The organism is Apibacter sp. B2966 (assembly GCF_011082485.1).
GTDB lineage: Bacteria > Bacteroidota > Bacteroidia > Flavobacteriales > Weeksellaceae > Apibacter.
The window spans coordinates 1,419,008-1,434,393 of record NZ_CP049714.1 but is presented as its reverse complement, the minus strand read 5'-3'; the positions used below and the strand labels follow the sequence as shown (position 1 = coordinate 1,434,393).

Annotated in this window: 11 protein-coding genes; 4 read left to right on the top strand and 7 right to left on the bottom strand. The window is 30.8% G+C overall.

All coding sequences use genetic code 11. From position 1 onward, the window contains the following. Window positions 1–4: 4 nt before the first annotated feature. A complete protein-coding gene (locus G8C43_RS06215; protein WP_166004843.1) occupies window positions 5–1,432 on the bottom strand; it encodes a TonB-dependent receptor in 1,428 nt (475 codons plus the stop codon). A gap of 34 nt (window positions 1,433–1,466) precedes the next feature. Between G8C43_RS06215 and G8C43_RS06210 the strand changes: the two genes are divergently transcribed. Further along, window positions 1,467–2,240 (top strand): MBL fold metallo-hydrolase, encoded by a 774-nt coding sequence (locus tag G8C43_RS06210; RefSeq protein WP_160564756.1) that lies wholly within the window; start codon window positions 1,467–1,469, stop codon window positions 2,238–2,240. Between the two features lie 141 nt (window positions 2,241–2,381). Further along, window positions 2,382–4,475, top strand: coding sequence for a phosphate acetyltransferase (pta, locus tag G8C43_RS06205; protein ID WP_105296874.1), 2,094 nt, complete (start codon window positions 2,382–2,384; stop codon window positions 4,473–4,475). Window positions 4,476–4,534: 59 nt separating this feature from the next. Here pta and G8C43_RS06200 read toward each other — a convergent pair whose 3' ends face one another. Further along, window positions 4,535–5,398 (bottom strand): MBL fold metallo-hydrolase, encoded by an 864-nt coding sequence (locus tag G8C43_RS06200; RefSeq protein WP_166004841.1) that lies wholly within the window; start codon window positions 5,396–5,398, stop codon window positions 4,535–4,537. Between the two features lie 40 nt (window positions 5,399–5,438). After that, the gene (locus G8C43_RS06195; protein ID WP_166004839.1) at window positions 5,439–5,939 is read right to left on the bottom strand and encodes a DUF456 domain-containing protein; all 501 of its coding nucleotides are present in this window, start codon (window positions 5,937–5,939) and stop codon (window positions 5,439–5,441) included. Between the two features lie 95 nt (window positions 5,940–6,034). On the opposite strand from G8C43_RS06195, the gene G8C43_RS06190 reads away from it, so the two are divergent. Continuing rightward, window positions 6,035–7,246: a mechanosensitive ion channel family protein gene (locus G8C43_RS06190; RefSeq protein WP_166004837.1), complete on the top strand. Its 1,212-nt coding sequence runs from the start codon at window positions 6,035–6,037 to the stop codon at window positions 7,244–7,246. On the opposite strand, the gene G8C43_RS06185 is transcribed toward G8C43_RS06190, so the two are convergent. Continuing rightward, complete coding sequence (locus tag G8C43_RS06185) at window positions 7,243–7,851, bottom strand: TetR/AcrR family transcriptional regulator (RefSeq protein ID WP_166004835.1); 609 nt, start codon at window positions 7,849–7,851, stop codon at window positions 7,243–7,245. The genes G8C43_RS06190 and G8C43_RS06185 overlap by 4 nt on opposite strands. A 188-nt stretch (window positions 7,852–8,039) precedes the next feature. Then, the gene (locus G8C43_RS06180; RefSeq protein WP_166004833.1) at window positions 8,040–10,502 is read right to left on the bottom strand and encodes a TonB-dependent receptor; all 2,463 of its coding nucleotides are present in this window, start codon (window positions 10,500–10,502) and stop codon (window positions 8,040–8,042) included. Between the two features lie 161 nt (window positions 10,503–10,663). Here G8C43_RS06180 and G8C43_RS06175 point away from each other — a divergent pair, with 161 nt between their 5' ends. Then, window positions 10,664–12,658 carry a ComEC/Rec2 family competence protein gene (locus tag G8C43_RS06175; RefSeq protein WP_166004831.1) on the top strand — a complete coding sequence of 665 codons (1,995 nt, stop codon included), beginning with the start codon at window positions 10,664–10,666 and terminating at the stop codon, window positions 12,656–12,658. Here the strand turns inward: G8C43_RS06175 and G8C43_RS06170 are convergent. Both G8C43_RS06170 and G8C43_RS06165 read right to left on the bottom strand, forming a co-directional pair. Further along, the gene (locus G8C43_RS06170; RefSeq protein ID WP_166004829.1) at window positions 12,645–13,142 is read right to left on the bottom strand and encodes a thioredoxin family protein; all 498 of its coding nucleotides are present in this window, start codon (window positions 13,140–13,142) and stop codon (window positions 12,645–12,647) included. The genes G8C43_RS06175 and G8C43_RS06170 overlap by 14 nt on opposite strands. Window positions 13,143–13,231: 89 nt before the next feature. Further along, the gene (locus G8C43_RS06165; protein WP_166004826.1) at window positions 13,232–15,370 is read right to left on the bottom strand and encodes a TonB-dependent receptor; all 2,139 of its coding nucleotides are present in this window, start codon (window positions 15,368–15,370) and stop codon (window positions 13,232–13,234) included. Between the last annotated feature and the right edge of the window lie 16 nt (window positions 15,371–15,386).

Genomic DNA, 15,386 nt, shown 5'->3' with positions numbered 1-15,386 from the left:
AATATTAATTAATAGCATAATCCACTGAGTACCCGAACATACCCTTTTCTTTAATCATATCGGCAACTTCATTGGGCATATTAATTTCCCAACCGTTTTTACCAGAAGCAATCTGAGTAAGAATTTGCTTTCCATAAATTCTGAGATAGGATTCATTATAATCTTTAATATCTACAATCCTCTTATTTTTTTTAAAATATTTGTATAAATCTTTAAGGCTTTCATTAACTTTTAAATTTTCAGAATTGAGAAATTCTCCTGTTTCTTGATCAACATATGGATAAAGATAAATTCGCATATGCTGCTTAAACAGCTTTCCAAAAGCTTCCATAATACCACCGCTTAAGTGGTTATAATATCCTTCTTTAAAAATGTCCAATAAATTATTAACACCCATTGAAATACCGATTCGTTCCGTAGTAAATCTGCTGAAATAATCTACTAAACGATAATATTCGGAAAAATTAGAAATTAAAACAGTATATCCTAATTTTCCTAAAACATCCGCCCGATCTAGAAAATCTTGTTCATTGATCTCACCGGAAGCAAGCAGGTTAGATAAAGTAATCTCAAATAGTACCTTAGTATTTTCTTTAGTAACCTTTTTTTCATTCATAAACATTTTCAAACCTTGATTACACATATCAATGTTTACATGGGTAACCGGACGGAAACTTCCTCTTAATGCGAAAATATTTTTATTATATAATTCATCCGCGGGAAGAACATTTTTTCCGTTTGGCTCAAAAACAGCTGCATCTGCCATTCCGTTTTTAACTAATTGTAAGCTCATTAAACGATTGTCCACAGCAGCATAATCCGGTCCGCTGAAATTAATCATATCAATTTCAATCTGATCAGTACTTAGTTCATCATAAAGAGATGAAATTATTTTTTTTGGATTATCGCTGTAAAAAAAAGAACCATAAATTAAATTTACTCCTAAAATACCTAAGGTTTCCTGTTGTAATTTAGTGTCGTTTTCATGGAAACGAACATGTAAAATAATTTCATTATACGGTTCTAATTCATGTAATTGAAATCGGATTCCAACCCAACCATGCCCTTTAAAAGTTTTATTAAAATTGATGGTAGTAACCGTGTTGGCATATGAAAAAAATTTTCTGCCTGAACAATTGCTTCTATCGATTCGTTTCTCAATTAATTCAATTTCATGGTCAAGCATTTTATGCAATCGTGCTTGAGAAACATATCTATTATCCGGTTCTTTTCCATAAATAGAATCACTTACCTCTTTATCATAGGCAGAAATTGCTTTGGCAATAGTTTTAGAAGCTGCGCCCGCTCTAAAAAAATAGCGTACGGTTTCCTGACCTGCTCCTATTTCAGAAAAAGTCCCATAAATATCTTTATTTAAATTAATCTGAAGAGCTTTTTGCCTAGGGGTTAGTACTTGTTTATGAGAGAGCATATTTTCAACTTTTGTTCGTAAATTTACAAAAATTATGGTACTACAAAAAAGTAATATAACATTCTTAGGGACAGGAACTTCTCAAGGAATTCCGGTTATAGGTTCAAATGATCCGGTATGTAAGTCTCAAGATGAAAAAGATAAAAGATTACGAACTTCTGCATTGGTTCAATATAAAGGTTTGGATTTATTAATTGACTGCGGTCCTGATTTCAGACAGCAAATGTTGCGAGAAAATAAATCCAATGTAGATGCCGTATTAATAACGCATGAACACACAGACCATATTGGAGGATTAGATGATTTGCGTCCCATCAATTTTTTAAAAGGACAAGATATTCCTATTTTTGGAAAGGAAAGGGTATTAGAAGATATAAAAAGAAGATTTTCTTATGCTTTTGCAGAAGTAAAATATCCGGGTGCTCCCGGTTTTGAATTACATTCAGTGAATGGTGATATCTCTTTTCAAAATGTTTCTATTCAACCCATACATATTTTACACGGTAAGTTGCCCATTTTAGGATATAAAATAGGGGGATTATCATATATCACTGATGCTTCCTCTATTTCTGAAGAAGAAATAGAAAAAATTAAATTTTCAGAAGTATTAGTTATCAATGCTTTAAGAAAGGAAGCTCATGCTTCCCATTTTACTTTGTTTGAGGCATTGGAAATCATTGAGAAAGTTAAACCTAAAAAGGCTTATTTAACACACATCAGCTATCAACTAGGGTTTCATGAAGAGGTAGAAAAAACATTGCCTAATCATGTTTTTTTAGCTTATGACGGATTGAAAGTTGAATTTTAATAAGAATGCATATTTTTTTACTAAAAATCATATTTTATAATAAATAAAAGGCATTATTTAGATATATTTTAATTTATAAATTTAATTAAATGTATATTCCTCAATTTTGTACTTTTGCAATACTTACAATTATAATATTAAATGAACAATAGATCAGTATATGTAGCGGCTACATGTCCTTATAGCGGAAAATCTTTGATTAGCTTGGGGATATTGCAAATGGTAATGAGAAGAACACCGAATATTGGTTATTTTCGTCCTATTATTGATGATTTAGATGATGGGATAAAAGACAACCATATTGAAACTATGATTTCTTATTTTAATCTTAATCAGAGTTATGAAGATGCATACGCTTTTACTAAAAGTGAAATTATTGATCTTCAAAATAGTGGCAGATTAAATGAGGCATACGATAGTATTATTCAAAAGTATAAAGCATTAGAAGATAGATTTGACTTTGTACTAATCGATGGTACTGATATATCAGCAGGTAGTACTTCGTTAGAATATGATTTGAATGTTATCATTGCTAAATCATTAAATATTCCGGTCGTTCTTGTTGTAAAAGATTCATTTAAAAATTCGCACGATTTAGCTAAAAATATAAGTCTGGAATTAAACAATTTTTTAAAGAAGGATAATAAAGTTATTGCGGTAATTGTTAATAAATGTGATAAAGATATAGAAGAAGTTATTACTAAAAGTAAGAAACGCATTGGTGATTCCGTTTTATTATCTATAATTCCTAACGATAAACCTTTAAGCTTTCCTACACTAAAAGAAGTGGCTGATGTTTTAGGAGCTAAAGTACTTCATGGAAGTGAAAATTTAAATCGATCCATCACTAAGTTTATGATTGGAGGAATGTTACTATCTCAATTCATTAACTATGTTGAAGAAGATTGCGTTGTAATACTTCCCGGTGATCGATCCGATTTAATCGTTGGAACTTTACTTTCCAACTTATCTAATTTTAAAAGAATTTCAGGAATAATACTAACTGCCGGAATAGGTCCTGATGCTTCAATCATGAAAATGATTGACGGATCGAGTGTAAACATGCCTATTATGCTTGTTGATATGGGAACATTTGAAGCAGCAACAGCTATTGACAATATAAAATCAACAATTTATCCTGAAAACACGGCAAAAATTAAACGTAATATTGACCTGTTTGAACAATATGTGGATGTGCCGGAGCTTGATAAGAGAATTTCTTCATTTAAAATTGAAGGAATTACCCCTAGAATGTTCCAGTATAATTTGTTGAAAGAAGCTAAAGCAGCCCACAAACATATAGTTTTACCGGAAGGTGGAGATGAGAGAATTTTACGCGCCGCTTCCATGTTAGCGGATGATGAAATTGTAAAGATCACAATTTTAGGTAAACCGGATGAAATTATACAAAAAGTTAACCAACTGGGACTAAGTTGGAATACGGATCTGATTTCTGTTTTAGATAATACAGAAAACGATAAGTTAAATGATTATGTTGATACCTTATATGAACTTAGAAAAGATAAGGGTATGGAACATGCTCAGGCTAAAGATTTAATGTTGGATGCCTCCTATTTTGGGACAATGATGGTGTATAAAGGAGATGCAGATGGAATGGTGTCGGGAGCTCAAAATACTACGGCTCACACGATACGTCCGGCTTTACAATTTGTTAAAACAAAACCGGGAATTAAAACCGTTTCTTCCGTATTTTTCATGCTCTTACAAGATAGGGTACTAGTTTACGGTGATTGTGCTATTGTTCCTAATCCTACTTACGAACAGTTGGCAGATATAGCAATTTCTGCTGCAGGAACAGCAAAAGAATTTGGAATTGAGCCGAAAATAGCCATGCTTTCTTATTCATCCGGATATTCAGGAGCGGGAGTAGATGTGGATAAAGTTAGAAAAGCAACAGAGCTGGTAAAATCTTTGCGTCCTGACTTATTAATTGAAGGACCGATTCAATATGATGCGGCGGTGGTTCCAAGTGTTGGTAGCAGTAAAATGCCGGGGTCTTTAGTTGCAGGAAAGGCAAATGTATTGATTTTCCCGGATTTAAATACCGGTAATAATACATATAAAGCGGTGCAAAGGGAATCCGGAGGATTAGCGCTGGGACCTGTACTTCAAGGATTGAGAAAACCAATCAATGACTTAAGTAGAGGCGCAAAAATAGAAGATATTTACAATACGGTTGTTATTACAGCTATACAAGCAGCCAACGACAATTAAAAAAATAGTATTTAAAGAAGTAAAAAAACTCTATCATTGATTACGATTGATAGAGTTTTTTATTTTCCAAAAATATCCAAAAAGCTAAACGTTTGATCGAGCCTGATTCCTTTTTCTGTTTTTTTAACTGTACACAGTTCATGAACGGTATCATGTTCAAAAAAGAAAAAATAATTTTGAGATTCGGCAAGATTTAAAATTTGTTCCTTTTCGGGTATAGTGAGTAGGGGGCGGGTGTCATATCCGGCAATATAAGGAATTGGAATATGTCCGGTAGTAGGTAACAAATCAGCAGCATAGATTATTGTTTTTCCCTCATAAATTATTACGGGTAACATTTGTTTATCTGTATGTCCATTAACAAAATATATATCAAAGCCTAAAGGTGAATCTTTAAGAAAATTATCTTTAGGAATGGATATAAATTGTAATTGACCACTTTCTTTAATGGGAAGAATGTTTTCTTTTAAAAAAGAAGCTTTTTCTCTTAAATTAGGTTGGACGGCCCAATTCCAATGATCTTCATTGCTCCAATAAATAGCATTTTTGAATGTTGGTTTATAACCCGATTTGCTTTTATTCCATTTAATGGCTCCCCCGCAATGATCTAAATGTAAATGAGTAAGAAAAACATCAGTAATATCATCACAGGTAAAGCCATATCGTGCTAAGGATTTTTCTAAAGAAAAATCGCCCCATAAATAATAATATCCAAAAAATTTTTTATTTTGTTTGTTTCCAATACCCGTATCAATTAATATTAGTCTTTTGCCATCTTCAATAAGAAGACATCTCATAGCTAAATCGACCAAATTATTAGAATCTGCAGGATGTGTTTTTTGCCAGATAGATTTAGGTACAATGCCGAACATAGCGCCTCCATCGAGTTTAAAATTTCCGGTTTCAATCGGATATAATTTCATAAAGTATTGTATTTGATACTTTAAATATAAAGTTTATTTATCAATTAACGTTAAAATAAGTAAAGGTAAGATGGATAATAAAAATGGTCATCATGATTCCGCATATAATTATATTAACTCCCATACAAAGAAAATAACTTAGCAAAGCACCCAAAGAGGCTTTTAAAGCCCCTCTTTTATTCATAAAATCATAAATCAATTCTCCAACAAAGGCTCCTAAAAAAGGTCCGTACAGAAAACCATAGGGTACGATAAAACCTATTAATGTTCCAATAGTAGCTCCGATAGCACCGTATTTGGAACCTCCGAATTTTTTTACTGTTAGAATGGGCATAAAATAGTTAATGACCATTCCTAGTATGGTTAAAATCGCACAAAAAGAAATCCACCACCAACTTAGATTTTCGCCAAGAGGGCATAACTTATAAACTAATAAACCTATAAATGCTATAGGTGTTCCCGGTAATGCAGGTAAAACAGAGCCTATAATTCCAATAAGTATGAGAATAAATATTAAAATTATCCAAATTAAGTCAGGCATAAAATATGATACATTAAAAGTAACTATAAAGATACTTAATAAATTATAAACTTTTCTCTTTATCTCTAATAAATTGATATAAACTTAGCGGATTAATGAATGAGGCAACTACATTAAGGCAAAAAAACCAAAATACAATAATCGATCAGTTGGATCGCTATATTTCGAATCATTTTCCCGATGAAGTGGTTTTAATTACTCAAATTGCAAGTAAAGTTTTAATAATACTGGTTATTTTTTTGATTTTAGATTTTTTACAGCGTAAAGTATTATTAAAAATCGTATTGAAAATTGTTCCCAATACAAAAAATATATGGATGAATACTTTTATTGAGAAAAATGTATTTACCAGTTTCTTTCGTCTCTTACCTTTGGGAATATGTTATTTATTAGTGCCTGTTATTTTTTACCCTCATCCTCAGAGTTTCCATATTTTAGATTTAGCATTCAGTATATTTTTAATAACGTTTATTGCTAAATTTCTAATTAGTGTTATCAATTCTTATGCTCAAGTAAAAAATAGAGACAGAAGCTATGTTACCGTTGGATTAAATACGTTTTTGGAACTTCTTAAAATGTTAATAATAGTATTATCCAGCTTTATAATTATCTCAATTGTATTTGATTTAACAAGCTCTAATATTTTTACCTTTATAGGGGCTACCATGGCTGTAATAATTCTGGTATTCAAAGATCCTATATTAGGATTTGTGGCAGGAATTAATATTTCAAACTCCAAACAATTAAAATCGGGCGACTACATTTCTATCTCCAAATATAATTTAGAAGGAAACATTGTGGACATTAATTTAATTACCACTAAAATTTTAAATAAAGACAAAACCGTATCTACCATCCCCACTTATGATTTGATATCCACAGAAGTTAGAAACTATGACCCTATGAAAACTTCACATACTCGAAGAATAAAAAGGTCAATTGTTTTCAATAGCCAATCCATTGAGTTTTTAGGAAAAAAAGAGTTTGAAGAGCTGAAAAATAGTAGCCTTCTCAAAGAATATTTTACCACTATTACATTGGATGAAGGCATAAATCATACGAATATGGGAATATTTAGAAAGTATGTACAAGTTTATCTTAAAAAAAACTTGCGCATATCTCAAATGGATATAATTTTGATACGGCTGTTAGATCCGACGATTTATGGAATTCCTTTAGAGATTTATTGTTTTACCGATACTTCGGATTTGAATGAATATGAAGAAATTCAAGCAGAGGTCTTTGAGCATATCATTTCCATTTCATCTTTTTTTGGACTTAAAACTGTTTCGGTAATTCCTTCTTAATTTTTAGAAATATATTTTTCAAGTTCTTTACAACCTTTTTTAGTGGCAATTGAACGTATTAATAACTCTATAAAATATTTTTTCACCATTTTATCATTTACGTTAACTTCTGAAAGTTTATCATCAATAGCTATAATCTTTTCAATCAGGTAAAAATATTCTACCGTTAATTTTTTATTGATTTTAGATCTGTATAATCCATCCTCAATACCTAAAATAATATTTGTTTTAATTAACGTTTTTAAGGAATCGTTTTGTAAAGAAATCATTTCGGTATATATATCCGGATAAAAACTCTTTAGTTGAAATAAGGTTTGGTTTTCTTTAAAAAAAATAAAATGGCTGCTGTCTTCAAGAATAATAAATTTTTGTTGAATGATATTCGGGCAATTTTTAATTTTATTTTCAAGTTCTTGAATAGCAGCGGTGATGCATTTACTGAATGTGTTTTTTATTAAATCTTCTTTGCTGGAAAAATGTTCATAGATAGTTTTTTTGGACATGCATAAATCTTTACTGATCATGTCCATGGTGACCACTTTAACTCCTATTTGAGTAAACAGCTCAATTGATTTATTAATAATTTGATCTTTAATTACATCCATAATGTTAATGCTATTCAAACAAATATAATAAAAATAGAGTAAAATAATTACTATTTTACTCTACTATTTATTGTAATTATCAAGTAATTACAAAAGTATTTTAGAATTTAATCATGTATGAATTTGATCCAAATAATCTAACTTAACATCTTATGAGTATGTAGGATTATTTATCGTTAACTTATCAATTAAAAATTGTAGGTAACACCGAAATTCCAAGTTCTTCCGTTTCCAAAATAGACCTGATTAGCGGTATCAATTCCTTTAAATTTCACGTTTTCTGCTCCTTTATCGCCGGATTTTATATTGGTTTTAGAATAGGTCATAAATACATCATTTAATGCATTGTTGACATTGGCTCTAAAACGTAATGAGGCTTTGTCGAAATATAAAGTATATGAAGCTCCCATATCTAACGTAAAATAATCGGGTAGCTCAATTAAATCGATTTTTGTATTTGGAGCCGCCCGGGTTACATCAAAATCCGAATATAATTTTTCATATCGGTTTAAATCAGCATCAAAAGTGAAATTTTTAAACGCTTTATACACTAAACCAACTCCATAACTGAATTGGGGAGCGTTTGAAGTTTTTACATCATCCAATAAAATATCCTTTTCACTTAAGATATTGGACAAATTATTGGAATCGTACGTTGTAGAATGCGCATTACCATTATATTTCCAATTGCCTAAAGATAAATGCCCTTTAAAATGTAATTTTCTGATAGGCTTGGCAAGAAATTCAACTTCAATTCCCTGATGGAGTTCATCGATGCCTGATCGATTTTCTATTTGATTGATGCTTTCGTTTGAAATAGTTTCTACTCTGTTATTCCAACTGGTTCTGTATAAATTTATACTTAAATCCAAAAAGTTATAGTGAAGTTCATATCCGATTTCAAAGCCAATGATTTCTTCATTATCAGCCAGCGGATTCACATCATTTTTCCAATTTAAAAATAAATTATTCTGAAAAGGCTGTCTGGAATAATATCCGGCATTACCGAAAATATTGTGATTTTCATTAATTTTAAAATTAACTCCACCTTTGATATTGTAACCAGTATTATTTAGCGTTTTAGATTTTTGATGGTTGGGTGTGTAATTAAATCGATCTTTTCTTGAATTATATTGTTCGGAAATTACTCCTTGTATAAAGGCGCTCATAAATGGATTAACATATTCAAATTGTCCGAATGCTCCAATATATTGAATGGTTTCATCGTAATCAAAACTCAGTCTTTGACCCCTACTTACATTTCTAAATAAGGAACTCCAAGGATTAATATTATAGTTTTTAGTTGCAGTATGGGTACCGTTTACATTGGTTGAGATATTGTCGGTTATTCCGGATAATCCTAAAAAGTTATTGGCTTGTTGAAAATGAGTACCCGTATAAGCTCTCCCATCAATTCCGACATTAAATTCAAAATGTTTTTTAAATTTATGATTAAAGTTGGATACCAGCCCGTACCATTGATGATTGTTTACCGAAGATCGTATGATGAAATTATCACTACCTGTTCCTATTCCATCGGTATTATGTGTAGAATTATAATCGAAAATTGCATCCCAACTGATGGTTCCATTTTCCTGATTTCTGCTTCCGGATATGGTGTTGGGACTTTGAGGAGTCGAAATGTTTTGAGTTTCAATGTATTTAGAGCCATATCCTCCGGTTCCTCCACCTCTTCCTAAAGAGCCGTAGAACACGGTAGACAAAGTACTTTTTTCATTGATTTTCCAGTCCCAATTTAAATTGGCTACTGATTTATGATAGTAATTGGTTCGTAATAAAAGTTCTTTTCCGTGTAACCATCCTTGATTTACATTATATCGGTAACCATATCTTTTAAAATCAGATATTTTTGTATAATAATTTTGATCATGATTTTGAGGTGCTCCAAAAATTATAAAATTGAAATTATGCTTTTCATTGGGTTGAAAGCCAATTGATAAAAAGTAATTTTGACCATACCCTTTAGTTCCTCTATTGTACCCGTCGCCTCTCCACGTTGAGGTTGAAAAAGATACTCCCCATTTTCCCTGTAAACCGCTGTTGTATTCATAGGTAGTTCTCCAAAAACCGTCATTGCCCGTTAAAAATCGAGCCGTTGAGCCGGCTTTTTTTTCGGTGGCTTTAGTTACAATATTTATGGTGCCGCCAACGGAAGATATAGCAAGTTTAGAAGACCCAAGACCTCTTTGTACTTGGATGGTGTTGGCAATGTCTATTAATCCGGTCCAATTAGTCCAATACACACTTCCGCTTTCCATACCATTAACAGGCTGACCATTTATCAAAACAGCAGTATTGGATTGATTAAATCCTCTTGTAATCATTTTTGAATCCCCATATCCGGTGGCATCATTAACATAAATGGAAGGTGCATTTTTCATAAGTGCAGGAAATTCCTGATTTCCTCCTTTGTCCCTGATTTCTTGTTTTTTAATAATAGAGACAGCAATAGGGGTTTCTCTTTCTTTTACAACATCAATAACTCCTTTTCCAATGACTACAACATCGTCAATTTCTTTTTCTGAAATTTGAGTTGAATCCGGAGATATGTTTTGTGCAAAACCAATAGCCGTAGGAGCCATAATGCTTAAAAAGCAAAATAGATCTAATGCTTTATACTTTAGATTCATAAATATTAATTTAATTAGTTTGTTTTTGTATTCTTTTACAGTAGTAAATATAATAGTATTAAATAAAATACTAAAATCTATATTGAAAAAAAATGTAATAAAATGCAGAATTTTATATACTTTCAACTTTAAATTTTTTATTTTTAGCTAAATAAACTTCTATGAATTTTTCAAAAAATCCTTATGTATATTATTTTTTGGCTTTGATAATGGGGATTTTTTTATGTGATCTCATTTTCATTCCGATTCCTTATATATTAATTTTATTGGGGTTACTTATAGTGCTCTTAGGGTTTATTGTAAATAAAGCTGATTACAAAGGCATATTTTCAATTTTAACTTTAGTAAGCTGGAGTTTACTTGGAATGGTTGTGGTTGAATTAAATAACAGTTTATTAGATGATCATTATATAAATTATAAGGAAAATGGAAAATCTCAAGTACTAACAGTTATATTAAAAGAGCAAAACAATTCAACTAAAAATTTTCGAAAATATACTGCAGAGGTTACAAGAATTATATATAAAAACAAACAGTTTGCAACCAACGGATCTATTATGCTCTTTGTTGATAAACAAAAATATAATTCGGTTTTAACTCTAGGCAATGAATATATTTTGAAGCTTACAATTACTGATCCGACAGGAGCTTTGAATCCCCATCAATTTGATTATTCGAATTATCTAAAAAGAAATTATATTTTGCAGACGAGCAGAGTAGATGTGATTATTTCAGAATCGCCGCATGCATCACTAATTTATTCGATTAAAAATTTTAATCAGTATTTAGTTAAAAAAATTGAAAGTTCAACATTAGGAGAAGAATCAAAAGAATTTTTAAAAGCATATTTATTGGGTGATCGGTCGGAAATGAAAAAAGAATCTATTGATGTTTATTCTAAATCCGGAATTATGCATTTAATAGCCATATCAGGAATGCATATTGCTCTGTTATTTGGTATTATTTTCAACCTATTAACCCTAATGATGAAAAGTGGAAACAGAAAAACTATCATTATCATTTCATTACTATTTGTATGGTTTTTTGGCTGTTTGGTCGGACTTACCTCTTCTGTTTTTCGATCATGCTTAATGATAACGATTTATTATTGTTTTGAATTGTTGAAACGTACCGGTTCTATCTATCACAGTATGGCCTTATCTGCTTTTATTATTCTTTTATGCGATCCGAATGAAATATATTCCGTGGGTTTTCAATTAAGTTATATAGCCGTATTTTTTATTGTCTGGTTGTCCCCCATCTTGATTTATCATATGAAAAGTAAGAATAAAAAAATTAATAAATGGATCGTAAATCCATTAGCGGTTACTTTAGCAGCACAGATAGGAACGCTTCCTTTTGTATTATTTTATTTTCATCAATTTTCATTGTTATCGATTCCTATCAATATTTTGATAATACCTTATACATTTATAATTACTTATTCATCAATAGTAGAGTTATTTTTGGTTTTCTTACCGTGGGAGTATCAGGAATATTTTTCATCTATTTATGATTTTTTAGTTAAGATTTTGGTGGATTCTACTTACTATATATCTTCGGTTGAACCACTAATGCTAAAAAATATTCCATTGAGTTTATGGGAATTGTTTTTTACCTCATTTTCTTTGATTTTTTTAAAAAATTATCTTTCAGGATTAAAATTGAACCATCTAATTCCGCCTTTATTATGCATAATTCTCTTTCAGTTGAGTATTTTATATAATGATTATCATTTATCCGGAAAGAAAAATTTTATAGTATTCAATCATAAAAATTCTTTACTGGGATTCAGGGATGGCAAGAAATTGCTAGTCGTAGGAGATTCAACTGAAAATTGGGAACTAGTAAAGCGATATATTATAGATCCTTACAGCATAGGAGAAAGAATCAATGAGATACAAATAAGACCTTATAAGGAAGATAAAATTTATAAATGGGAAGGTAAAAAAATTCAAATATTAAATAAATCTTCAAAAAATTGTAAGGATTCCGTTGATTATCTGATTGTAAATAATCCATTAATTGAATGTGAAATAGTTTCAGACGGTACAAATATAATTACAGGAAACAATAATAAGCATAGGCGTTACAACAATAATTCTTCAAAATGTTGGTATACGTCAAGGCAAGGAGCTTTTATTAGTTGTCTTTGACTAAATTTTGGTCTAATTGAGATTTTACATTTTTTATAGTATTCAAAAACTCTTCGGGCTGCATAAATCCTGAAATTACTGAAACTGTTTCTCCTCTATCATTTATTAATACCATAGAAGGATATCTTAAATTACCCCCTAATGCATAATAAGCCCAAGATTGTATTCCGGCTTGTCCGTTTGTAATGTAATCGAACGTATTTCCTTTAAAAGTTATGGATTCTTTAGATTCTGCATTAAATTTAACCGGGATAAAATTCTCATTAATATAAGAGGCTACTTCTTGATTTTGGAATGTATACTTATCTAAAAATTTACAAGGACCGCACCAGTCAGTAAAAATATCAACAAATAATAACCTATTATCTCCATGCACTTGAAGACTGTCACCTTCTGATAAATTTTTCCACTGGATTAATTTTTTATCTTGAGCAGATAAGTTTATAATCGATAAGGCAAAAAATAAAATAAACAGATTTTTCATATTAAATCTTTAATACAAAAATATATATTTAAATAGAATCAGTCAACTAAAATAAATGTTTTATCCGAGGTTTTCACAAAAGCATATAGTTAGAATTTAAAGCTGATGCCTGTTAAAAAATTAAATCCGGCTTGAGGATAATAAAAAGGAGTATTATCATAATAATATCCGTTGTTTTCATATTTAGTATTGAAAATATTATTTAAGGCAAGTTTCAAATTAAAAGATTTCATTGAAAAAAGTGATGGAGAAAATTCAAATATCATGTCAGAAATAAAATAACTGCCCAATTTTCCATTTTTAGGCTCTTCGTTGGTAAGATATTGACTGCTAACGTATTGGTTCATCCATTTGCAATTTAAATTTTTTATAGGCTTCCATTCTGCTATAACATTTCCAATATAAGCGGGAGAGAAAGCGATCGTAGTATTTCCTAGTTTTTTTATATCTGAATCAGTTTCCTTTTTAAAATTTATATTTTTATTAATGCTTAAGGTTGAATTAGCAGAAAGTGAAAATTGAGATGAAAATTGATAGGCTGCCGAAAGTTCAATTCCGGTTCGATAACTTTTACCGCTGTTTTCTCGTATAAAACTTCCTACATCATTTATTTTACCGCTTAATACTAATTGGTTAATATAATACATTCCGTACCAGTTTGCAGAATATGAAAATTCACGGAAATTTTGTTGGATTCCAAACTCCACATTATGAAGAAGTTCTGCTTTTACATTTTTGTTTTCCAATATGTCGTTTCGGCTGGGTTCTCGTTGAGCTAATCCATAGGTGACATAGATAGAACCTTTATCAATTTTATACGATGTTCCGATTTTGGGATTAATAAAATTATAGTTTTTATCAAATTTTATAGGTCCACCATTCTTATAAACACTTTCTCCACCCGGGAGGTCATGACCTTTATATTGTATGGATCGATATTGAATATCTCCAAATAAGTCCAAGTTGGGTGTTAGAGTTACTATTGCTTTAAAAAAGCCTGAAAACTCGTCTTTATTGGCTTTATTTCTGTAATATTCATGATCTTTCAGACCATTTGAAAAATATTGAGCCCAAATAACATTTCCGTAATGATATCCTTTATATGTATTTGCACCCATTCCAATTTCAAGATTCCAATTATTAATCGTTCCGGTTACACGATTTAATATTCCGTAAAAATTATTATCCAGCCATTGTCTTCGAATCAAATCTGAACGCGAAATGGTTTCATTGCCTATAATAAGATTCTTTAATTTATAATTGGATAATTTGGAATCTTGTTTATACTCTTCATAATATCCTTTACCACGAGTATAAAAAAGCGTGGAATTTAATACCCAAGAATTAGTAAACCTTTGTTTAAAATATAAATGATAATGATCTTGATTATAATTATCGGTTTCATTACTATAATATCGGATAATATTTCCATCTTGATCATAAATGGCTCCGCATGAATTAAAAGTTCTTCTTTTCTTCATCATTTCTTCATTAACACCATTCCAAGCTTGATAGGTTTTTTCTTGTCCGCCAAATGTCATTAACCCGATAGATGTCTTATTTTTTTCGTACAGACCATGGACATAATAAGAGAAAAGATCAGAAAACGCACGGTCTATATATCCATCAGACTTTATAAGAGATACTTTGGCATCTAAAGTAAGTGCGTCATTAAAAAATTTACCCGTCCCCAATCCAAAGGTGTGCTTATGTGTTTTAAACGAACCTACAGATTGATCTGATTGAAAATATGGTGTTTTGGACGGTGTTTGAGTTTTAGCATTAATACTAGCACCGAAAGATCCCGTTCCTTCCGTTGACGTACCTACACCCCTTTGTATGGTAAGGTTAGATAATGAAGAGGCAATATCAGGCATATTTACCCAAAAAGGACCTTGAGATTCTGCATTGTTGATAGGGACTCCATTTAAAGTAACATTTATTCGTGTCTGGTCACTGCCTCTTATTCTTAAACCGGTATAACCCACCCCCGCTCCGGCATCTGAAGTAGAAACTATCGAAAGATTATTTTTTAACAAGTAGGGGATATCTTGACCTAAATTTTTGCCTTCAAGTTGTTTTGAGGTAATACGTTCTTTAGTTATGGGAGCATTGCCTGAAACAATAATTTCTTTCAATTCAATTAAAGAATCTTTCTTAATCTGTCCTTGTAGGCTTAAACTAAAAAGAGCGATAACTAATAAATAAAACCAATCCCTTTTTTTCATAATAAATAAATTTCAG

Excerpts from the sequence above, each read along its gene's own strand:
- G8C43_RS06215 (WP_166004843.1), bottom strand. The coding sequence starts at position 1,432 with ATGCTCTCTCATAAACAAGTACTAACCCCTAGGCAAAAAGCTCTTCAG.
- G8C43_RS06210 (WP_160564756.1), top strand. The coding sequence starts at position 1,467 with ATGGTACTACAAAAAAGTAATATAACATTCTTAGGGACAGGAACTTCT.
- pta (WP_105296874.1), top strand. The coding sequence starts at position 2,382 with ATGAACAATAGATCAGTATATGTAGCGGCTACATGTCCTTATAGCGGA.
- G8C43_RS06200 (WP_166004841.1), bottom strand. The coding sequence starts at position 5,398 with ATGAAATTATATCCGATTGAAACCGGAAATTTTAAACTCGATGGAGGC.
- G8C43_RS06195 (WP_166004839.1), bottom strand. The coding sequence starts at position 5,939 with ATGCCTGACTTAATTTGGATAATTTTAATATTTATTCTCATACTTATT.
- G8C43_RS06190 (WP_166004837.1), top strand. The coding sequence starts at position 6,035 with ATGAATGAGGCAACTACATTAAGGCAAAAAAACCAAAATACAATAATC.
- G8C43_RS06185 (WP_166004835.1), bottom strand. The coding sequence starts at position 7,851 with ATGGATGTAATTAAAGATCAAATTATTAATAAATCAATTGAGCTGTTT.
- G8C43_RS06180 (WP_166004833.1), bottom strand. The coding sequence starts at position 10,502 with ATGAATCTAAAGTATAAAGCATTAGATCTATTTTGCTTTTTAAGCATT.
- G8C43_RS06175 (WP_166004831.1), top strand. The coding sequence starts at position 10,664 with ATGAATTTTTCAAAAAATCCTTATGTATATTATTTTTTGGCTTTGATA.
- G8C43_RS06170 (WP_166004829.1), bottom strand. The coding sequence starts at position 13,142 with ATGAAAAATCTGTTTATTTTATTTTTTGCCTTATCGATTATAAACTTA.
- G8C43_RS06165 (WP_166004826.1), bottom strand. The coding sequence starts at position 15,370 with ATGAAAAAAAGGGATTGGTTTTATTTATTAGTTATCGCTCTTTTTAGT.